The organism is Arthrobacter sp. YAF17, from assembly GCF_052113365.1.
GTDB lineage: Bacteria > Actinomycetota > Actinomycetes > Actinomycetales > Micrococcaceae > Arthrobacter.
The window spans coordinates 161,422-176,200 of the sequence record NZ_JBFRDB010000001.1 but is presented as its reverse complement, the minus strand read 5'-3'; the positions used below and the strand labels follow the sequence as shown (position 1 = coordinate 176,200).

The 14,779-nt window shown below is 65.1% G+C and carries 15 protein-coding genes; 5 read left to right on the top strand and 10 right to left on the bottom strand.

Annotation, left to right across the window (positions count from 1 at the left end; genetic code table 11):
• Nucleotides 1–49: 49 nt before the first annotated feature.
• From AB4Y67_RS00860 to AB4Y67_RS00835, 6 genes are read right to left on the bottom strand one after another with little or no spacing between them, the layout of a single operon-like run.
• Nucleotides 50–781, bottom strand: coding sequence for a sulfite exporter TauE/SafE family protein (locus tag AB4Y67_RS00860; protein WP_441403929.1), 732 nt, complete (start codon nt 779–781; stop codon nt 50–52).
• Nucleotides 778–1,803, bottom strand: coding sequence for an ABC transporter ATP-binding protein (locus tag AB4Y67_RS00855; protein ID WP_441403928.1), 1,026 nt, complete (start codon nt 1,801–1,803; stop codon nt 778–780). The genes AB4Y67_RS00860 and AB4Y67_RS00855 overlap by 4 nt, the downstream gene beginning before the upstream one ends.
• Nucleotides 1,796–2,923 (bottom strand): ABC transporter ATP-binding protein, encoded by a 1,128-nt coding sequence (locus tag AB4Y67_RS00850; RefSeq protein ID WP_441403927.1) that lies wholly within the window; start codon nt 2,921–2,923, stop codon nt 1,796–1,798. The genes AB4Y67_RS00855 and AB4Y67_RS00850 overlap by 8 nt, the downstream gene beginning before the upstream one ends.
• Nucleotides 2,920–3,918 carry an ABC transporter permease gene (locus AB4Y67_RS00845; protein WP_441403926.1) on the bottom strand — a complete coding sequence of 333 codons (999 nt, stop codon included), beginning with the start codon at nt 3,916–3,918 and terminating at the stop codon, nt 2,920–2,922. Before AB4Y67_RS00845 ends, AB4Y67_RS00850 begins: the two co-directional genes overlap by 4 nt.
• Nucleotides 3,919–3,926: 8 nt before the next feature.
• Nucleotides 3,927–4,856 (bottom strand): ABC transporter permease, encoded by a 930-nt coding sequence (locus AB4Y67_RS00840; protein WP_441403925.1) that lies wholly within the window; start codon nt 4,854–4,856, stop codon nt 3,927–3,929.
• A 28-nt stretch (nt 4,857–4,884) separates the two neighbouring features.
• Nucleotides 4,885–6,447, bottom strand: a complete 1,563-nt coding sequence (locus AB4Y67_RS00835; RefSeq protein ID WP_441403924.1) for an ABC transporter substrate-binding protein — start codon at nt 6,445–6,447, stop codon at nt 4,885–4,887.
• Nucleotides 6,448–6,745: 298 nt separating this feature from the next.
• On the opposite strand from AB4Y67_RS00835, the gene AB4Y67_RS00830 reads away from it, so the two are divergent.
• From AB4Y67_RS00830 to AB4Y67_RS00820, 3 genes are all read left to right on the top strand, one after another.
• Complete coding sequence (locus AB4Y67_RS00830; RefSeq protein ID WP_441403923.1) at nt 6,746–7,693, top strand: 2-hydroxyacid dehydrogenase; 948 nt, start codon at nt 6,746–6,748, stop codon at nt 7,691–7,693.
• Nucleotides 7,694–7,781: 88 nt separating this feature from the next.
• A complete protein-coding gene (locus AB4Y67_RS00825) occupies nt 7,782–8,177 on the top strand; it encodes a universal stress protein (protein ID WP_441403922.1) in 396 nt (131 codons plus the stop codon).
• A 75-nt stretch (nt 8,178–8,252) separates the two neighbouring features.
• Nucleotides 8,253–9,092, top strand: coding sequence for an IclR family transcriptional regulator (locus AB4Y67_RS00820; RefSeq protein ID WP_441403921.1), 840 nt, complete (start codon nt 8,253–8,255; stop codon nt 9,090–9,092).
• 72 nt (nt 9,093–9,164) lie between these two features.
• Here the strand turns inward: AB4Y67_RS00820 and AB4Y67_RS00815 are convergent, their stop codons facing one another.
• From AB4Y67_RS00815 to AB4Y67_RS00800, 4 genes are read right to left on the bottom strand one after another with little or no spacing between them, the layout of a single operon-like run.
• On the bottom strand, nt 9,165–9,569 hold the full coding sequence (locus AB4Y67_RS00815; protein WP_441403920.1) for a universal stress protein: 405 nt from the start codon (nt 9,567–9,569) through the stop codon (nt 9,165–9,167).
• Nucleotides 9,566–11,098 carry a tripartite tricarboxylate transporter permease gene (locus AB4Y67_RS00810; protein ID WP_441403919.1) on the bottom strand — a complete coding sequence of 511 codons (1,533 nt, stop codon included), beginning with the start codon at nt 11,096–11,098 and terminating at the stop codon, nt 9,566–9,568. Before AB4Y67_RS00810 ends, AB4Y67_RS00815 begins: the two co-directional genes overlap by 4 nt.
• Before the next feature lie 10 nt (nt 11,099–11,108).
• A complete protein-coding gene (locus tag AB4Y67_RS00805; RefSeq protein ID WP_441403918.1) occupies nt 11,109–11,693 on the bottom strand; it encodes a tripartite tricarboxylate transporter TctB family protein in 585 nt (194 codons plus the stop codon).
• Between the two features lie 5 nt (nt 11,694–11,698).
• The gene (locus AB4Y67_RS00800) at nt 11,699–12,700 is read right to left on the bottom strand and encodes a Bug family tripartite tricarboxylate transporter substrate binding protein (RefSeq protein WP_441403917.1); all 1,002 of its coding nucleotides are present in this window, start codon (nt 12,698–12,700) and stop codon (nt 11,699–11,701) included.
• Between the two features lie 140 nt (nt 12,701–12,840).
• Here AB4Y67_RS00800 and AB4Y67_RS00795 point away from each other — a divergent pair, with 140 nt between their 5' ends.
• Together AB4Y67_RS00795 and kdgD are read left to right on the top strand one after the other, a co-directional pair.
• A complete protein-coding gene (locus tag AB4Y67_RS00795) occupies nt 12,841–13,725 on the top strand; it encodes a LysR family transcriptional regulator (RefSeq protein WP_441403916.1) in 885 nt (294 codons plus the stop codon).
• Nucleotides 13,726–13,856: 131 nt separating this feature from the next.
• The gene (gene kdgD / locus AB4Y67_RS00790; RefSeq protein WP_441403915.1) at nt 13,857–14,771 is read left to right on the top strand and encodes a 5-dehydro-4-deoxyglucarate dehydratase; all 915 of its coding nucleotides are present in this window, start codon (nt 13,857–13,859) and stop codon (nt 14,769–14,771) included.
• Nucleotides 14,772–14,779 lie beyond the last annotated feature (8 nt).

Sequence of the window (14,779 nt, the reverse complement as noted above, 5' to 3'; positions counted from 1 at the left end):
ACCGTCCGGCCCGTCCGCCCTGTAGACGTCGGGGGCAGACGGGCGACGGTCAGCGCTGCAAGGCAGCCAGGGCCAGCTGGCAGATCAACAGGAGGCTGCCCAGCGCAGAGGCGCCCAGCGCCAGCATCTTCAGCCTTGCGGAGTCCAGGAAGCGGTTGACGAAGCGCGAAGCAACGTAGCCGCCGACCACGGCCGGCACCATCCACAGCGCGAACGTGAGAATCTCGGCTGTCACGGCGCCGGCCACTCCCAGTGAGGCCAGGGAGATTGCTGAACCCACCATAAAGAACGCGCTCATCGTCCCCCGCAAGCGGGGTCCCTGATGGCCCTGCCAAACCAAGGCCATGGGCGGTCCCCCGATGGACGTTGCCGTGCCCATGACGCCCGAGGCTGCGCCGGCTGCAACAAGGTTCCGTCGGGCCGGCCCGGGTGACCACCCCCTGACGGCCAGCACCAGGCCGCTGAGCACCACGACGACCACCGCCCACGCCAGTCCTTCCTTGGACAGCGTGGCCACGAGCCAGGCCCCCAGGAGACTTCCGGGGATCCTGCCCACCAGGGCCCACCCGGCACCCCGGAGATCCAGGTGGTGGCGCTCGCGGATCGTCACGAGGATCGTCACGAGCAGGGCCAGCAGAATGAGTGTGGCGGGCAACAGTGCAGGATCCACCATGGCCACCACCGGCGCCGCAAGCATGCCCATGCCAAAGCCCGTCGACGCCTGCAGGCAGGCGGCCAGGAAGATCACCGCGGCGATGACTGCATACTCCGTGCCTGTCACCCGGCGATGGCTGCCGCGCCTGTGAGGCCTCTGAGGGATTCCAGCGGAAAGTGGCATTCAGCGACGTGCAGCGCGCCGCCGGGGGCAGTCGTAAGCTGCGGCTCCGGTGCCACTTCGGCGCAGACGTCCTGGGCTTTCCAGCACCGGGTCCGGAAACGGCAGCCCGACGGCGGGTCCAGCGGAGACGGCAGCTCACCCTTGAGCACGATGCGGTCCCGCTTCGCCCCCGTGACATCGAGTTTCGGTGACGCCGACATCAACGCCGCCGTATACGGGTGCTGCGGATGGTCGAAGACTTCATCGGTGTTACCTGTCTCGATGATTCTTCCCAGGTACATGACGGCGACGCGGTCGGCCACGTGCCGCACGACGGACAGGTCATGGGAAATGAAGATGTACGAGACTCCGAGTTCCTTCTGGAGGTCATTGAGCAGGTTGAGGACCTGCGCCTGGACGGAAAGATCCAGCGCGGAGACCGGCTCATCCAGGATGATGACGTCCGGGTTGAGGGCCAGCGCGCGGGCGATGCCGATCCGTTGCCGCTGGCCGCCGGAAAACTCCTGCGGGGATTTGCGGGCGTCCGATGGCCGCAGGCCCACAAGGTGCAGCAGCTCGCGTACGCGGGCTTCACGCTCCCGCGACGACGGGTAGAGGGTCCGGTGGGTGGCCCAAGGCTCCGAAATGATGTCCCCGGCACTCATCCGCGCGTTCAAGGAGGCAAACGGGTCTTGGAAGACCATCTGGACCCGCCGCCGCCAGCTCAACAGCTCCTTCCCGCGGAGTCCAAACGGGTTCGTTCCTTCGAACGTCACAGTCCCCTCATCCGGGGTTTCCAGCATCATGAGGGTTCGTGCCAGGGTGGATTTTCCGCAGCCAGACTCCCCCACCAGGCCCAGTGTCTCCCCCCGGCCGACCGTGAGGCTGATGCCGTCGAGGGCCTTGAGACGGGTGTTGCCGCTGGCACTCTTGGCGACGTGGAACGTTTTGCACAAGCCATCGATCTTCAGAAGCGGCTCAGACATTGTTGATCTCCTTGCTGAAGTGGCATGCTGCAACCCGGCCCGGCCTCCGCGGCTGGGTCCCGGCGTCGGCGGCGGCTGCATCGGTGTCAGTGTCGTTGTCGGCGTTCGGGCCGACGGCGGGGCCGTTCAGCGGGCCGGCGGTGTCGCCATGCACCGGCAGCAGCCGGGGACGCTCGGACCGGCAGACGTCCTGCACAAGGGGACACCGCGACTGGTAGACGCAGCCGGACGGTATGTCATGTAGTTCAGGGGGGCTTCCGGGGATGGAGCTCAAGTGGGCGCCGCGTTCGACGTGTACCGGCACTGATTCGAGCAGCCCCTTGGTGTAAGGGTGCCGCGGGTCGCTGAAGACCTCGGACACCGGCCCGCTCTCCACCACGTTGCCCGCATACATCACGGCCACAGTGTCCGCTTCCTCCGCAACAACGGCCAGGTCGTGGGTGATCAGCACGACGGCCATCTGACCCTCCACCCGGAGCTTGCGCAGGAGCTGCATGATCTGGGCCTGGACGGTGACGTCCAGGGCCGTGGTGGGCTCGTCCGCAATCAGCAGCCGCGGATTGAGGGCTACGGCCATAGCGATCAGGATGCGCTGCCGCATGCCACCGGAGAACTGGTGCGGGTAGGAGTTGACCCGGGACTCGGGTTCGGGAATTCCCACCCGCTTCATCAGCTCGATCGCCTGGACTTTGGCCTCTTTGGCGCTGAGTCCCTGATGGATCCTGAAAGCCTCGCCGAGCTGTGTTCCCACGGTGTAGACAGGGTTGAGGGCGGTCAGCGCGTCCTGGAACACGATCCCCAGCTCGGGGCCGGCGAACTTGAGCCGTTCCTTCGGCGTCAGGGCCGCCAGGTCTGTGCCGTTGAGGACGATCTCTCCGCCTGCCAGGTCACAGACCGGGTCCATGATTCCTGCCAGGGCCTTTGCCGTCATGGACTTTCCGCAGCCGGATTCTCCCAGCAGGGCGAGGGTTTCGCCGGCCCGGGCCTCGAATCCGACGCCGTTGACGGCCCGGACGGTTCCGCGGTGCGTCCGGATGTCCACCGCGAGGTCCCGGACATTGAGGACAACATCGTGCGCCCGGGACTGTCCGGCGGGCACAGTTTGGGTAGCGGTCTTCACGGCGTTGCCTCCTTGACGGGAATGCGGACAATCAGGCGCTTGCGGGGAAGGGCCAGGCGCCAGCGCTGGGCCGGGTCGGTCGCGATCCGCAGCCACGCTGCCAGGATGTTGGCGGCGATGGTGGTGATCACAATCGCGACGCCGGGAAAGATCGAAAGCCACCATGCGGTCTGCAGGTACTGCCTGCCCTGGGACACCATGAGGCCCCAGCTGACGTCCGGCGGCTGGATCCCGATGCCGAGGAAGCTCAGGGACGACTCGGCCAGCATCACGTAGCAGAATTCGAGCGTGGCCAGCGTGAGGAGCGTCGGCAGCACGACCGGGATGACGTGGCGTCCGATGATGGCGTTCGGCCTGGCCCCAAACGTCCGCGCGGCGTCGACAAACGTCCTGCTCTGCAGTTCGGCCGATTCGGCCCGTGCCGTGCGCAGGTAGATGGGAATGCGGGTCAGTGCCAGGATCAGCACGATGTTTCCGGCGCTGGGGCTGAACACGTAAAGCACCACGACGGCCAGCAGCAGCGACGGGAAGCTCATGATGACGTCGGCTATCCGCATCGAGATGTTTTCACGCCTGCCGCGGTGATAGCCGGCCCAGACGCCCCACAGGGAGCCGATCACCAGCGCCACGGCCACCGCGGGCAGTGCTACGGAGAGTGTGGTGCGGCTGGCCACGACGAGCCGCGCCAGCATGCTTCGGCCCAGCGAATCGCTGCCCAGGAAATACTCCCAGCCGTGGGCCAGGGAAAAAGGTGCCTTGTTGGCGAAGAGGAGGTTCTGCTTGGTCGCCAGGTCACCCATCAGCGCAGGGCCGATGAGGGCGGTCAGGCCAACGACGACCAGGACCAGCGCTGACACTGTGGCAAACCGGTCCTTCAACAGCAGCCGGAACAGGCTGAGGCTTCTGTCCTGCTTTCCGTCCTGTTTTCCGTCCTGCGGTGAATCCGCCGCCGGCAGCTGATCAGATGCCGCGGGCTCAGTCAATGAACTGTTCATGGCTACTCCTAGGCCTTAGCCGTCACTGGACGGACGCGTGCATCCAGCAGCGCGTAGCCCATGTCAATCAGGATGTTCAACGCAAAGATCGCCACAGCGGTCAGCAGCACTGCCGCCTGCAGCACCGCGAAGTCGCGTTGCAGGATGGAATCGATCATGAGCTTCCCGATGCCGGGCCAACCGAAGATGGTTTCGACCACCACCGCTCCGTTGACCAGGCCGACGGCCAGGTCGCCCGCCACCGTCAATGCCGGTGCCGCCGCGTTGCGCAGCGCGTGATGCGTGACCACCCTCAGCTCGCCGGCACCACGGCTGCGTGCCAGCTTGATGTACGGCTCCGACAGTGCCGAGACCATGGATCCCCGGACAATCTGGACCAGCACACCGAATGGCCTGAGCAGCAGCGTCGCGATGGGCAGGACCCAGGCGCCGGCCCCCGACACGCCGGATGTCGGGAGCCAGCCCAGGGTGATGGCGAAGATCCAGATACCCACGATGGCGAGCCAGAAGTCGGGTATCGAGGCGGCAGCCATGGAGACAAAACTTGAGATGCGGTCGGCCAGGCCGTTCGGCTTCAGGGCTGCCCAGCAACCCACCACCAGCGCCAGCAGAACAGCCAGCACCATGGTGGTGGCCGCCAGCTGCAGGGTGGCCGGGAATGCACGCAGCGCCATGGCGGCAGCGTCCTGGCCGGTCCTCAGGGACTGGCCGAAGTCCAGCTGGAGCACACCGCCGAAGTAGTCCGCCATCTGCACCAACAGGGGCTGGTCAAGGCCGTTGCGCGCCGTGAAGTCGTCCCTCATCTGCTGTGTTGCATTGAGCGGCAGATACAGGGCGGCCGGGTTGCCGGTCATTCTGGCGAGTGCGAAGACACCGACGATAACCACCACCAGCGGCAGCGCACTGGAGACTATCCTCTTTCTCAAGTAGATCAGCATGGCTGTCCTTCTTTCCTGGCGTGCCGGGCTACTTTGCCGGGGTCATTTCCGCGACCCGGAGCTCATCGCCGCTGGAAGAGTTGGGCGTGTAGTTCACGGACTTGGCCTTGCCGATGATGCCGGTCTGGTGCGAGATGTGGGCGAACTGCACCACCTTGTCGTTCTGGTAGCCAAAGATCTGTTCGAAGTCCTTCTTGCGCTCGTCGCCCGACGCCGCGTCCGCCTTCTTGATCATGGCGTCGAACTCGGGAGTGCCGAAGTAGCTTTGCGCGCCGTTGGAGAGCATGTACTGGTCAACGGTGAAGGCTGCGTCCCCTGCCTGGTTGCCGTGCTGCACCATGACGGCGGGCGCGCCTTCGTCGTTGGCGAACGGGCGGGTCTGGTAGGTCAGCTGCTGGCTGGTTTCAAGCATTTTCAGCTTCACGTTCAGGCCTGCCTGGCTCAGCTGCTCCTGCAGGACCTGGGCCAGTTCGGTGATCTTCGGGAACTGCGCGTTGCGCACGATGAGGGAGACCTGCGCGCCGGTGTCGACGCCGGCAGCCTTGGCCTCCGCAACCAGGGACTTGGCCTTGTCGAGGTCGAAGGGCCAGGCCTTGAGTGCAGAATCGTGCCCAACGATGCCTTCCGGAACCAACTGGGCCGCGACCTTGTGCTTGCCCTGGTAGAGGGAGTTCACGATTCCCTCCTTGTCGATGGCAAAGTTCACGGCCTGACGGACACGGATATCGTTCAGCGGCGCTTTGGTGCCGTCGAGCCGGAGGGCGACAGTTTCATTGTTCGGGTAGTCGACTGCCAGGTCCCCGATACTGTCATCGGGGCCCAAGCCCATCGCCAGGTCGGCTTCGCCGCTGGTGATCATCGCGGCGCGCACCGAGCTCTCGGAACGCCACTGGTATTCGGCTTTGGCGTAGGCGGGCTTCTTGCCCCAGTAGCCGTCCCAACTGCTCAGCGTGATCTTCTGGCCGGCGTCCCACTTCTCGATCTTGTAGGGGCCGGTACCAATGGGTTCCCGGACTTTCGCGGTGGTGCTCGTGGTGGTCGGGATGACTTCCAGGAACGAAAGGCGCAGGGGCAGAATCGGGTCAGGTTCGGCGGTGGTCACCGTCAGCGTCGTTGCGTCGACTGCCTGGACCTTCAGGTCGGCATCACCAAAAACGTAGCCTTCGACGTTGCAGCCGAGCTTCGAGTTGACGGCCCGGTCGATCGTGAAGGCCGCCGCTTCCGCGTTGAAGGGAGTTCCGTCCTGGAATTTCACGCCTTCGCGGAGCTTGATCGTCCACTCCGTATCGGAGGTCGCTTTCCATTCCGTGGCCAGCAGCGGTTCCAGTTCGCCCGTTGTGGGATTCCGCTCGATGAGCGGCTCGGTGACATTCGAGCGCACCACGACGCCTGTGGAGGTGAGGTTGGATTCGCAGGCTTCCAAGGTGGGCGGCTCCTGGGCCAGGACCACCCGGAGGTTTCCGCCGGCCGCAGAAGAGCCGGAGTCAGAGTTGGCAACAGAGCAACCACTCAGCAGCAGCAAAGCGCCGGTGGCGACGGCCGGCCATTTCAGGGCCGCCGTCCGGGACTGGGGCATTGAAGAAGACATCATTGGATTCCTCGGGGTTCGGGGCGGATGGGCCTCAGGACATTCGATACGCGTCTACGTATGGAGCTCGGGTCTGTGGCTGAACTCAAAGTAATGGGCCGACCGGAAGGGAACAAGGGATGTGAACCCGGCCGGATCCACCCGCAACCGGGAAATGCCCAACCCTGACGGTGTGAGCGGCGCCACCGGCGGGTGTGATCCGCGTCATTCCGGCCCAAAAGGCGGATCAATGCTTCGAGGGCATTGATCGATACAACTTCGAAGTTGGACGCGTATTGATAGGGAAACCTATGGTGCAGGTATGAACAACGTAGCCGTCCTCCAGGTAGGACCCCTGATGCCCTCTGTACAGGACGCGGTCGTCGTCGATTACGGCGCAGTCCGGCTCCCGGACGACCCGGCGGAGCAGACAGCCTTTCTCCGGCGCCGCGGTGGTGACTTCGACGTCGCGGTTACCTCTGGAAAAGTCGGCGTTGGCACGGAACTTATGCGGGCGCTGCCCGCACTGCGGGCTGTTGTGAACTTCGGCGTGGGGTATGACGCCACCGACGTCAACCAGGCGCGGGAACGCGGCATCGCCGTGAGCAACACTCCGGAGGTTCTCAACGACTGYGTAGCCGACACTGCCCTGGCTTTGTACCTAGACGTGCTGCGGCGCACCAGCGCCGCAGACCGTTACGTGCGCCGGGGGCAGTGGGCGGCAGCCGGAAACTTCCCGCTGGCCACAAAGGCCAGCGGAAAACGGGTCGGCATCCTCGGACTGGGCCGGATCGGCACGGTCATCGCCCGCCGGCTGGAGGGCTTTGACTGCACGATCAGCTATCACAACAGGCGGCCGGTGCCGGGGAGCCCCTATGAATACCGCGCCTCRCCGGCAGATCTGGCACTCCATTCGGATGTCCTGATCATTGCGGCTGCCGGCGGTCCCGAGTCGGTCAAGCTTGTGGGACCGGAGGTCATCGAAGCACTCGGGCCGTCCGGCTATCTCATCAACGTCGCCCGGGGGTCCGTAGTGGACCAGGACGCTCTGGTAGCTGCCCTTCTGACCGGACGGTTGGCGGGCGCGGGCCTGGACGTCTTCACGGACGAACCCAAGGTACCGCAGGACTTGTTGGGCCTGGACAACGTTGTTCTCCTCCCCCACTTGGGCAGCGGAACGCACGAGACCCGCGCCGCAATGGCCGAGCTGACGCTGGCGAACCTGCTGCAGTTTGCCGAGTCCGGCACGCTGGTGACACCTGTATGCTGAGCGCCCCGCAGCACGCGGCACCCTTAAAAGCAGCCGCCATTGACCTATTCGCGAGCACGACATCCGAACTTTGGAAGGGGACCGGACAATGAGCATTGCGGTCGGCTATGTTTCGACGAAAGAGGGCCAAGCGGCGCTGGAGGAGGCAATCGCGGAGGCGGCACGCCGGCAGACCACCCTGGAGATCCTGTGGCCGGCGGCTGCCCATGAGAGCGAGACGTACCCCGCTGAGGTGTCCGCAGCCCTGGCCCTCGCCTCAGGCGAGGGTGTCTCAGCGCGCGTGCGGACCACGGGAAGTGAGGACGACCCTGCCGACGTCCTGATCGACGCCTCTTTCGAGGACGAGGTCGACCTGGTGGTCATCGGCGTCCGACGTCGTTCACCCTTGGGAAAATTGTTCCTGGGGAGCACGGCACAGAGGGTCATCCTCGAAGCCGGCTGTCCCGTGACGGCCGTCAAACCCGAGGTCGGGGCCCGCTCCTGATCCGCGCCGCCGGTTGACAGACTGCGGTATGCACTGCCCGCTGCCGTGGCAGCGGGCAGTGCATACTAGGACGAATTGGACACTTCGACATCGGAGGCGTTGCGCGTGGACCCGGACCTTGTCATTCCACTTGCCCAGGGCGGCGGGGTCCGGGAAGTGAAGTCAGCGGCCCGCACGCTGGATGTGCTGGAGGCCCTGGCTTCCCGCGGCAACGCACCGGTCACCATCCGGGAACTCTGTGAGGCACTGAACGCCCCGCGCAGCAGCATGTACGCCCTGTTGCGAACCCTTACGGACATGGGGTGGGTTCGTACTGACGCCACCCGGTCGCAGTACAGCATCGGCATCCGCGCCCTGTTGGCAGGGACTACATATCTGGACACCGATCCCCTCCTGCGGGTCGTCCAACCCCATGTCGAGGAACTCAGCAGACGGATCGGAGAAACGGTCCATTACGGCCGACTGGACGGGGCAGACATCGTGTACCTCGCCACGCACGAATCCACGACCCACGACAGGAAATACAGCCGCGTCGACCGACGCCTGCCTGCGTACGCGACGTCCCTGGGCAAAGCGGTGCTGATGCACTGCCGGCCCGAGGACCTGGGCGGCCACGTGCCTGCCGTGTTGACTCCCCTGACTCCGACGACGATCGTCAGCCTTCAGGCGCTCCACGCCGATCTTGAGGCCAGCCGAAGGCGGGGTTTTTCCATTGACGATGAAGAAAACACGCCGGGCCTGCGCTGCTTCGGCATCGGCATCGAGTCGGGCCGGCCCGTGACTGATGCGATGAGCATTTCAGTTCCCCTGGACCGCCTGGACCCCGGCCGTGAAAACGAGTTGCTGGGGGCACTGCGAGCGACAGCCTCGCTGACATCCAAGGTCATTCAAGGACTCGGCGGGCTGCTGGACTAAGCGGGGCCGGGGCAAGCGGGGCGGAGGCTTTGCCTCCGCCCGGCTGCCCCGACGCCCGCCTGCCCGTGCCTGTTAGAAGTGTGCTCCGTCCGGCTTCACAGCGAGCACGGGCCTGTCCGCCTGCATCAGGATGCGCTGCGCGTGGCTTCCGAGAATGAACTTGCCCACCTGCGAGCGGTGGCGCAGGCCGATCACGATCAGGGAGGCGTTGACTTCGCGGGCAAAATCGAGGAATTCGTCCGCCAAATCATTGTGGTAGGGAGGTTGCTTGATGGTGGCTGTGACGCCGGCGTTCGCGGCACGGCGGGCGGCCGCTTCGAGAGTGTCTTGCGGCGCCACCGACTTGTCCACCAGGGCACCTTCACGAGCGGAGTTGACGATCACCAGGTCCTCGTTCCGGAGCTGCGCCTCCGCTATGCCCGCGGTCAGGGCAGCCTCCCCCGCCGGCGTGGGGACGAAACCGACAATGATGCTCATACCTTCTCCTTGATGTTTTCAGGTGCGGGCGCTCCGGAGATGGAGTGCTTGCGCTTGGCCAGGATCGTGCGGATGCCCGGAAGGACGGCCACCAGAACGAAAGCGATGAGAAGCGTTGCCGAGATCGGGCGGCTGAAGAACCCTGTCGGGTCCCCGCCGAAGACCAGCAGCGAACGGCGCAGGGAGCTTTCCAGCAGGGAGCCGAGGACGAAGGCCAGGACCAGTGGTCCCGGTTCGAACCCGAATTTCTTCATCAGGTAGCCGACGATGCCGAAGACCACGACCAGGGTGACGTCGAACATGCTGTTATTGATGGTGTACGCACCGAGCAGGGTGATCAGGGCGGTGACGGGTGCCAGGATCGCAGCGCGGACGCGGAGGATCTTCACGAAGAGCCCGACGAGCGGCAGGCTCATGATCAGCAGCAGGATGTTGCCGATGTACATGGAGTTCACCACGCCCCAGAACAGGTCCGGGTGCTCTTCGACGAGCTGTGGGCCCGGTGTCACGCCCTGGATCAGGAGTGCACCGAACATGAGCGCCATGGTGGCGTTTGCCGGGATCCCGAGCGTGAGCAGCGGGATGAACGACGACGTCGCCGCAGCGTTGTTGGCCGTTTCCGGCCCGGCGACGCCCTCGGGCGCACCCTTGCCGAACCGCTCCGGCTGCTTGGCCCGCTTCTTCTCCATGGCGTAGGAAGCCATCGAGGCGATCGTCGCCCCGCCGCCGGGGAGGATTCCGAGGAAGAAGCCAAGGACCGAGCCCCGGCCGATCGAACCGGAGGCCTGTTTCAGGTCCGTGCGGGAGGGCCAGACGTTGGTCACCTTGGACGGCGCCTTAGCGGCGCGGTGGCGTTCCTCGAGGTTGTACAGGATTTCGCCGAGGCCGAAGACGCCCATGGCGATCGGCACGAAGTCGATCCCGTCGGCCAGCTCCAGGCTGCCGAAGGTGAAGCGGCTCTCCCCGGTGAAAATGTCGCGGCCCACCGTGGCGAGCAACAGGCCGAGCGCCGCGGCGATCAAAGCCTTGGTCTTGGACCCGCTGCTAATGGTTGCCACGAGGAGGATCCCGAGCAGCGCCAGGGCCGAGTATTCGGCCGGGCCGAAGTCGAGTGCGAAGCTGGCCACGACCGGCGCAAGGAAGGTGAGGCCGATGATGGAAGCGGTTCCGCCGATGAACGATCCGATGGAGGCCAGGCCGAGCGCGGTGCCGGCCTTGCCTTGTTTGGCCATTTGGTAGCCGTCAAAGACGGTGACCACCGACGATGCCTCGCCGGGCAGTTTCAGCAGCACGGACGTGATGGTGCCGCCGTACTGTGCCCCGTAGAAGATGCCGGCCAGCATGATGATGGCGGTGACGGGTTCCACGTTGTAGGTAAGTGGGAGCAGGATGGCGATGGTTGCCGCGGGCCCCAGTCCGGGCAGCACACCGATCAACATGCCGATGACGACGCCGATCAGGCAGTACAGGAGGTTGGTCGGCTCCAGGACAACGGCGAATCCGTTGATCACGGGATTCAGAAAATCCACGGGGGTTCTCCTAGAAGAGGTGGGGAATGGAGGTGTTGAGCGCCAGCACGAAGATGCCGTAGAACGCCGCCACCACGAGGGTGCTGACCAGCAGCGTCGAGCGCCAGGTTTCACCGCCGAGGAACCGCATCCAGATGACGCACAGGACGAGGGCGGGCAGCTCGAAGCCGATGACCGGCATCAGCGCGACCATGGCGGCGAGGGTGACGAGACCGGTTACGGGGGCCATGGACAGGCGGGTGAATTTCTCCGCATCCCGGTTGTGGCGCCCGACGACGAGCTGGAAGAGTCCGAGGACCACCATGACGCAGCTGATCATGAAGGGCCACAGCCCGGGCTGCGGTGCTGCCGGAGTGCCCAGACCCATCACCACCGACAGCACGAGCGCGCCGATGCCGACGCCAAGGACCACCAGCGAGGAAGCCGCGTTGGCGAGGGGGCCGGCGGCAGGCGGTTTCTCGTCTTCCCATTGGGCGGCGAGTTGCTCGGGCGTGAAATCCTCCGAAGGGTCAACGGAGAGTACCGGGGCGTCCCCGCCGGAGGAAGCAGCTGATTGGCTGCCCCCTCCGGCGGACACTGGGTGGGTTGATGTCACTGGAATCACTTGGTTCCGTTGAGGCTGATGCTGTACTTCTCCACCAGGGACTTGTACTTCGCAGCGTAGTCCTTCCACTGCGTGACGACTTCCTCGCCGGAGATCTCCTTCGGGGTCAGGAGATTCTGCTCATTGAACGACTTGTAGGCATCGGACTTGAACGTCTCCTGCAACGCGGCGAGCAGCTTGTCCTTGACGTTCTGCGGAGTGCCCTTCGGTGCAGCGACCGCGCGGTACTGGGCCACGGGAACGTCGTAGCCCGATTCCTTGGCGGTGGGCGTGTCCGGCAGGAAGGAGTTGCGCTCCTCGGAGAAGACCAGCAGCGGGGTCACTTTGCCGGCCTTGATCTGCGGCATCGCCTCCCCGAGCTGCACCGTTGCCAGTTCGACCTGGTTTCCCAGGACGGCCGTCAGGGCCGGCTTGCCGCTGTCGAAGGGCACGTCCGTTCCCTGCACGTTTGCCTGCTTGAACAGCACCTTCTGGGCCAGCTGGCTGCCGGTCCCCACGCCGGTGGTGCCGAAAGTGATGTTTCGGCCCGCCCCGGTCACATCCTTGATGGACTTGAACCCGGATTGCCCGCTGGCCACGAGCACGTAGTCGTCCTGCGACAACCCGGCGATAACGTCGAAGTCGTCAATGTTTACGGCCTCGTCCGCTGTTACGGCCAGCGGGGTGATGGTGATCAAGGAGGCGTTGAGCAAGACCAAGTTCTGGCCATCGGCCGGCTTGCCCGCCACTTCCTTGCTGGCCAGCGCACCGTTGGCGCCGGGCTTGTTCACCACGGGCATCGGCGCCCCGAGGGTCTTGGTGGCGCCTTCCGAGATCGCCCGGGCAATGAGGTCGGTGCTGCCACCCGGCGCCTGGCCAACGGTGAAGTTGACGGGCCCATTGGGGTATTTGGTGGAGTCGGTACTGCCGCCTGCGACGTTGCCGCAGGCAGTCATTGCCAGCAGCGCGACGGCGGATGCCGCACCGAGGACGGCACGGCGCGAAGGGAAGTGCATCATTGGAACTCCTCGTTGGTGGTCGGGGCCGGGCCCCGGAAAGCATGTGAACCGCATCACTCAGGTTCGCTGAATCGAGTGTAGGGAGCGCTATGATGCATGTCTAAGCCCAAATATGCATCGAGTGATACCCGGAAGGCATTATGTTTACCTTTGACCAGCTGGCCGGATTCATCGCAGTGGCTGAGGAGCTTCACTTCGGCCGCGCGGCGGAACGCCTGAACATGACCCAGCCGCCGCTGAGCCGGCAGATCCAGAAGCTGGAGCGGAGCGTCGGTGCCGAACTCCTCGAACGCGACAACCGGAAGGTTCAGCTGACCCACGCCGGCGTGGCCTTCCTCGACGAGGCCAGGCGCCTGCTGGCGCTCGCCGAACGTGCCCCTTTGACCGCGCGGCGCATCGCCTCGGGCCGCTCGGGGCTGCTGCGCATCGGGTTCACCGCCGCCAGCGGCCTCAGCATCCTGGGCCCCCTGCTGGAGGAAATCTCCACCAGACTGCCCGACGTCGACATCGACCTCCAGGAACTGGTGTCCGGCGAGCAGGTCCAGGCACTGCAGACCGGGGAACTGGATCTGGGATTGGCTAGGCCACCCTTCGACGGCGAAATCTTCGATTCCCACCTGCTGTACCGCGAGTCCCTTGTGCTCGCCGTCCCGTCCGGCCACCGGCTGGCCGGCCTGGGCCGGGAGATCGACAACGACGAACTCAAAGACGAGCCGCTCATCATGCACTCACCGCAGCAGGCCCGGTACTTCTACGACCTCGTGGTCCGTACTTTTCCCATCCAGCATGGAAACGTCGTCCATACCGTCAGCCAGATCCTCACCATGGTTGCGCTGGTTGCGGCCAAGCGCGGAGTCGCCTTCGTGCCGCACTCCGCCACGGCCTTGGGGATCCAGGCTGTTGAGTTCCTGCCGCTGAGCGGAAGCCAGGGGGAACCCGTGGAACTTCATGCCATCTGGAACCGCAAGGTGACGAACCCCGCCCTGGGTCGCCTGCTCACGGAACTTGAGTATCAAATGGACTAATCGCACAAGCGATGCACGCAGGGTATCAATACATACAAAAATGAACTTAGACAGGCATGGCAGCCGAGCCTACGCTGAAGGGGAACTACACCCACTTGCGCCGATCACGGCGCCCATCCGGAGGAAACATCGTGGCAAAATACACACCCCAGGAACTGGCCAACGCCCTCAAGGAGGGCCTGCTCTCCTTCCCCGTCACGTCGTTCGATGCGCAGTTGCAGTTCGACGAGGAGAACTACCGCAAGCACCTGGCCTGGCAGGCCAGTTTCCCCGTTGCGGGACTGTTCGCTGCAGGCGGTACCGGCGAGGGCTTCTCCCTGACGCCGGCCGAATCCGAGCGCGTGGTCCGCGCCGCCGTCGACGAGGTCGGCGCGCTTGTTCCGGTGCTGGCCTCGGCGGGCGGCTCCACCGCCCAGGCCATCGAGAACGCGCAGGCCGCCGAAGCCGCGGGCGCGGACGGCCTCCTACTCCTCCCGCCCTACCTGACGGAGGCGGACCAGGGCGGACTGATCGAGCACGTCAGCGCCATCTGCAGCGCCACCTCGCTGGGTGTCATCATCTACAACCGTGCCAACGCGATCTACAAGGACACCACGGTCGCCACCCTGGCGGACCGCCACGAAAACCTCATCGGGTTCAAGGACGGCGTGGGCGACCTGGAACACGACGCCCGCGTCTACGCCAAGCTCGGCGACCGCCTGTTCTACCTCGGCGGTCTCCCCACGGCGGAAACGTTCGCCCTCCCGCTCCTGCAGCTGGGCATGAGCACCTACTCCAGCGCGATGTACAACTTCGTCCCGCAGTTCGCCCTGGACTTCTACCAGGACGTCCGCAACAACGACCGGGTTGCCGTGAACAAGAAGCTCAACGACTTCGTCATCCCGTACCTGGACATCCGGGACCGGGTCAAGGGCTACTCCGTCTCCATCGTCAAGGGCGGGCTCGACGCGATTGGCCGCTCCGCCGGCGGCGTCCGGCCCCCGCTGCAGAACCTCGCCCCGCAGGATCTTGCGGACCTCACTGCCCTCATCGCAAAAGTTTCCTAGGAGGAACC

Bases quoted from the DNA above. Each gene is read 5' to 3' on its own strand.
- AB4Y67_RS00855 (WP_441403928.1), bottom strand. From the start codon at position 1,803: ATGTCTGAGCCGCTTCTGAAGATCGATGGCTTGTGCAAAACGTTCCAC.
- AB4Y67_RS00845 (WP_441403926.1), bottom strand. From the start codon at position 3,918: ATGAACAGTTCATTGACTGAGCCCGCGGCATCTGATCAGCTGCCGGCG.
- AB4Y67_RS00840 (WP_441403925.1), bottom strand. From the start codon at position 4,856: ATGCTGATCTACTTGAGAAAGAGGATAGTCTCCAGTGCGCTGCCGCTG.
- AB4Y67_RS00835 (WP_441403924.1), bottom strand. From the start codon at position 6,447: ATGATGTCTTCTTCAATGCCCCAGTCCCGGACGGCGGCCCTGAAATGG.
- AB4Y67_RS00825 (WP_441403922.1), top strand. From the start codon at position 7,782: ATGAGCATTGCGGTCGGCTATGTTTCGACGAAAGAGGGCCAAGCGGCG.
- AB4Y67_RS00815 (WP_441403920.1), bottom strand. From the start codon at position 9,569: ATGAGCATCATTGTCGGTTTCGTCCCCACGCCGGCGGGGGAGGCTGCC.
- AB4Y67_RS00800 (WP_441403917.1), bottom strand. From the start codon at position 12,700: ATGATGCACTTCCCTTCGCGCCGTGCCGTCCTCGGTGCGGCATCCGCC.
- AB4Y67_RS00795 (WP_441403916.1), top strand. From the start codon at position 12,841: ATGTTTACCTTTGACCAGCTGGCCGGATTCATCGCAGTGGCTGAGGAG.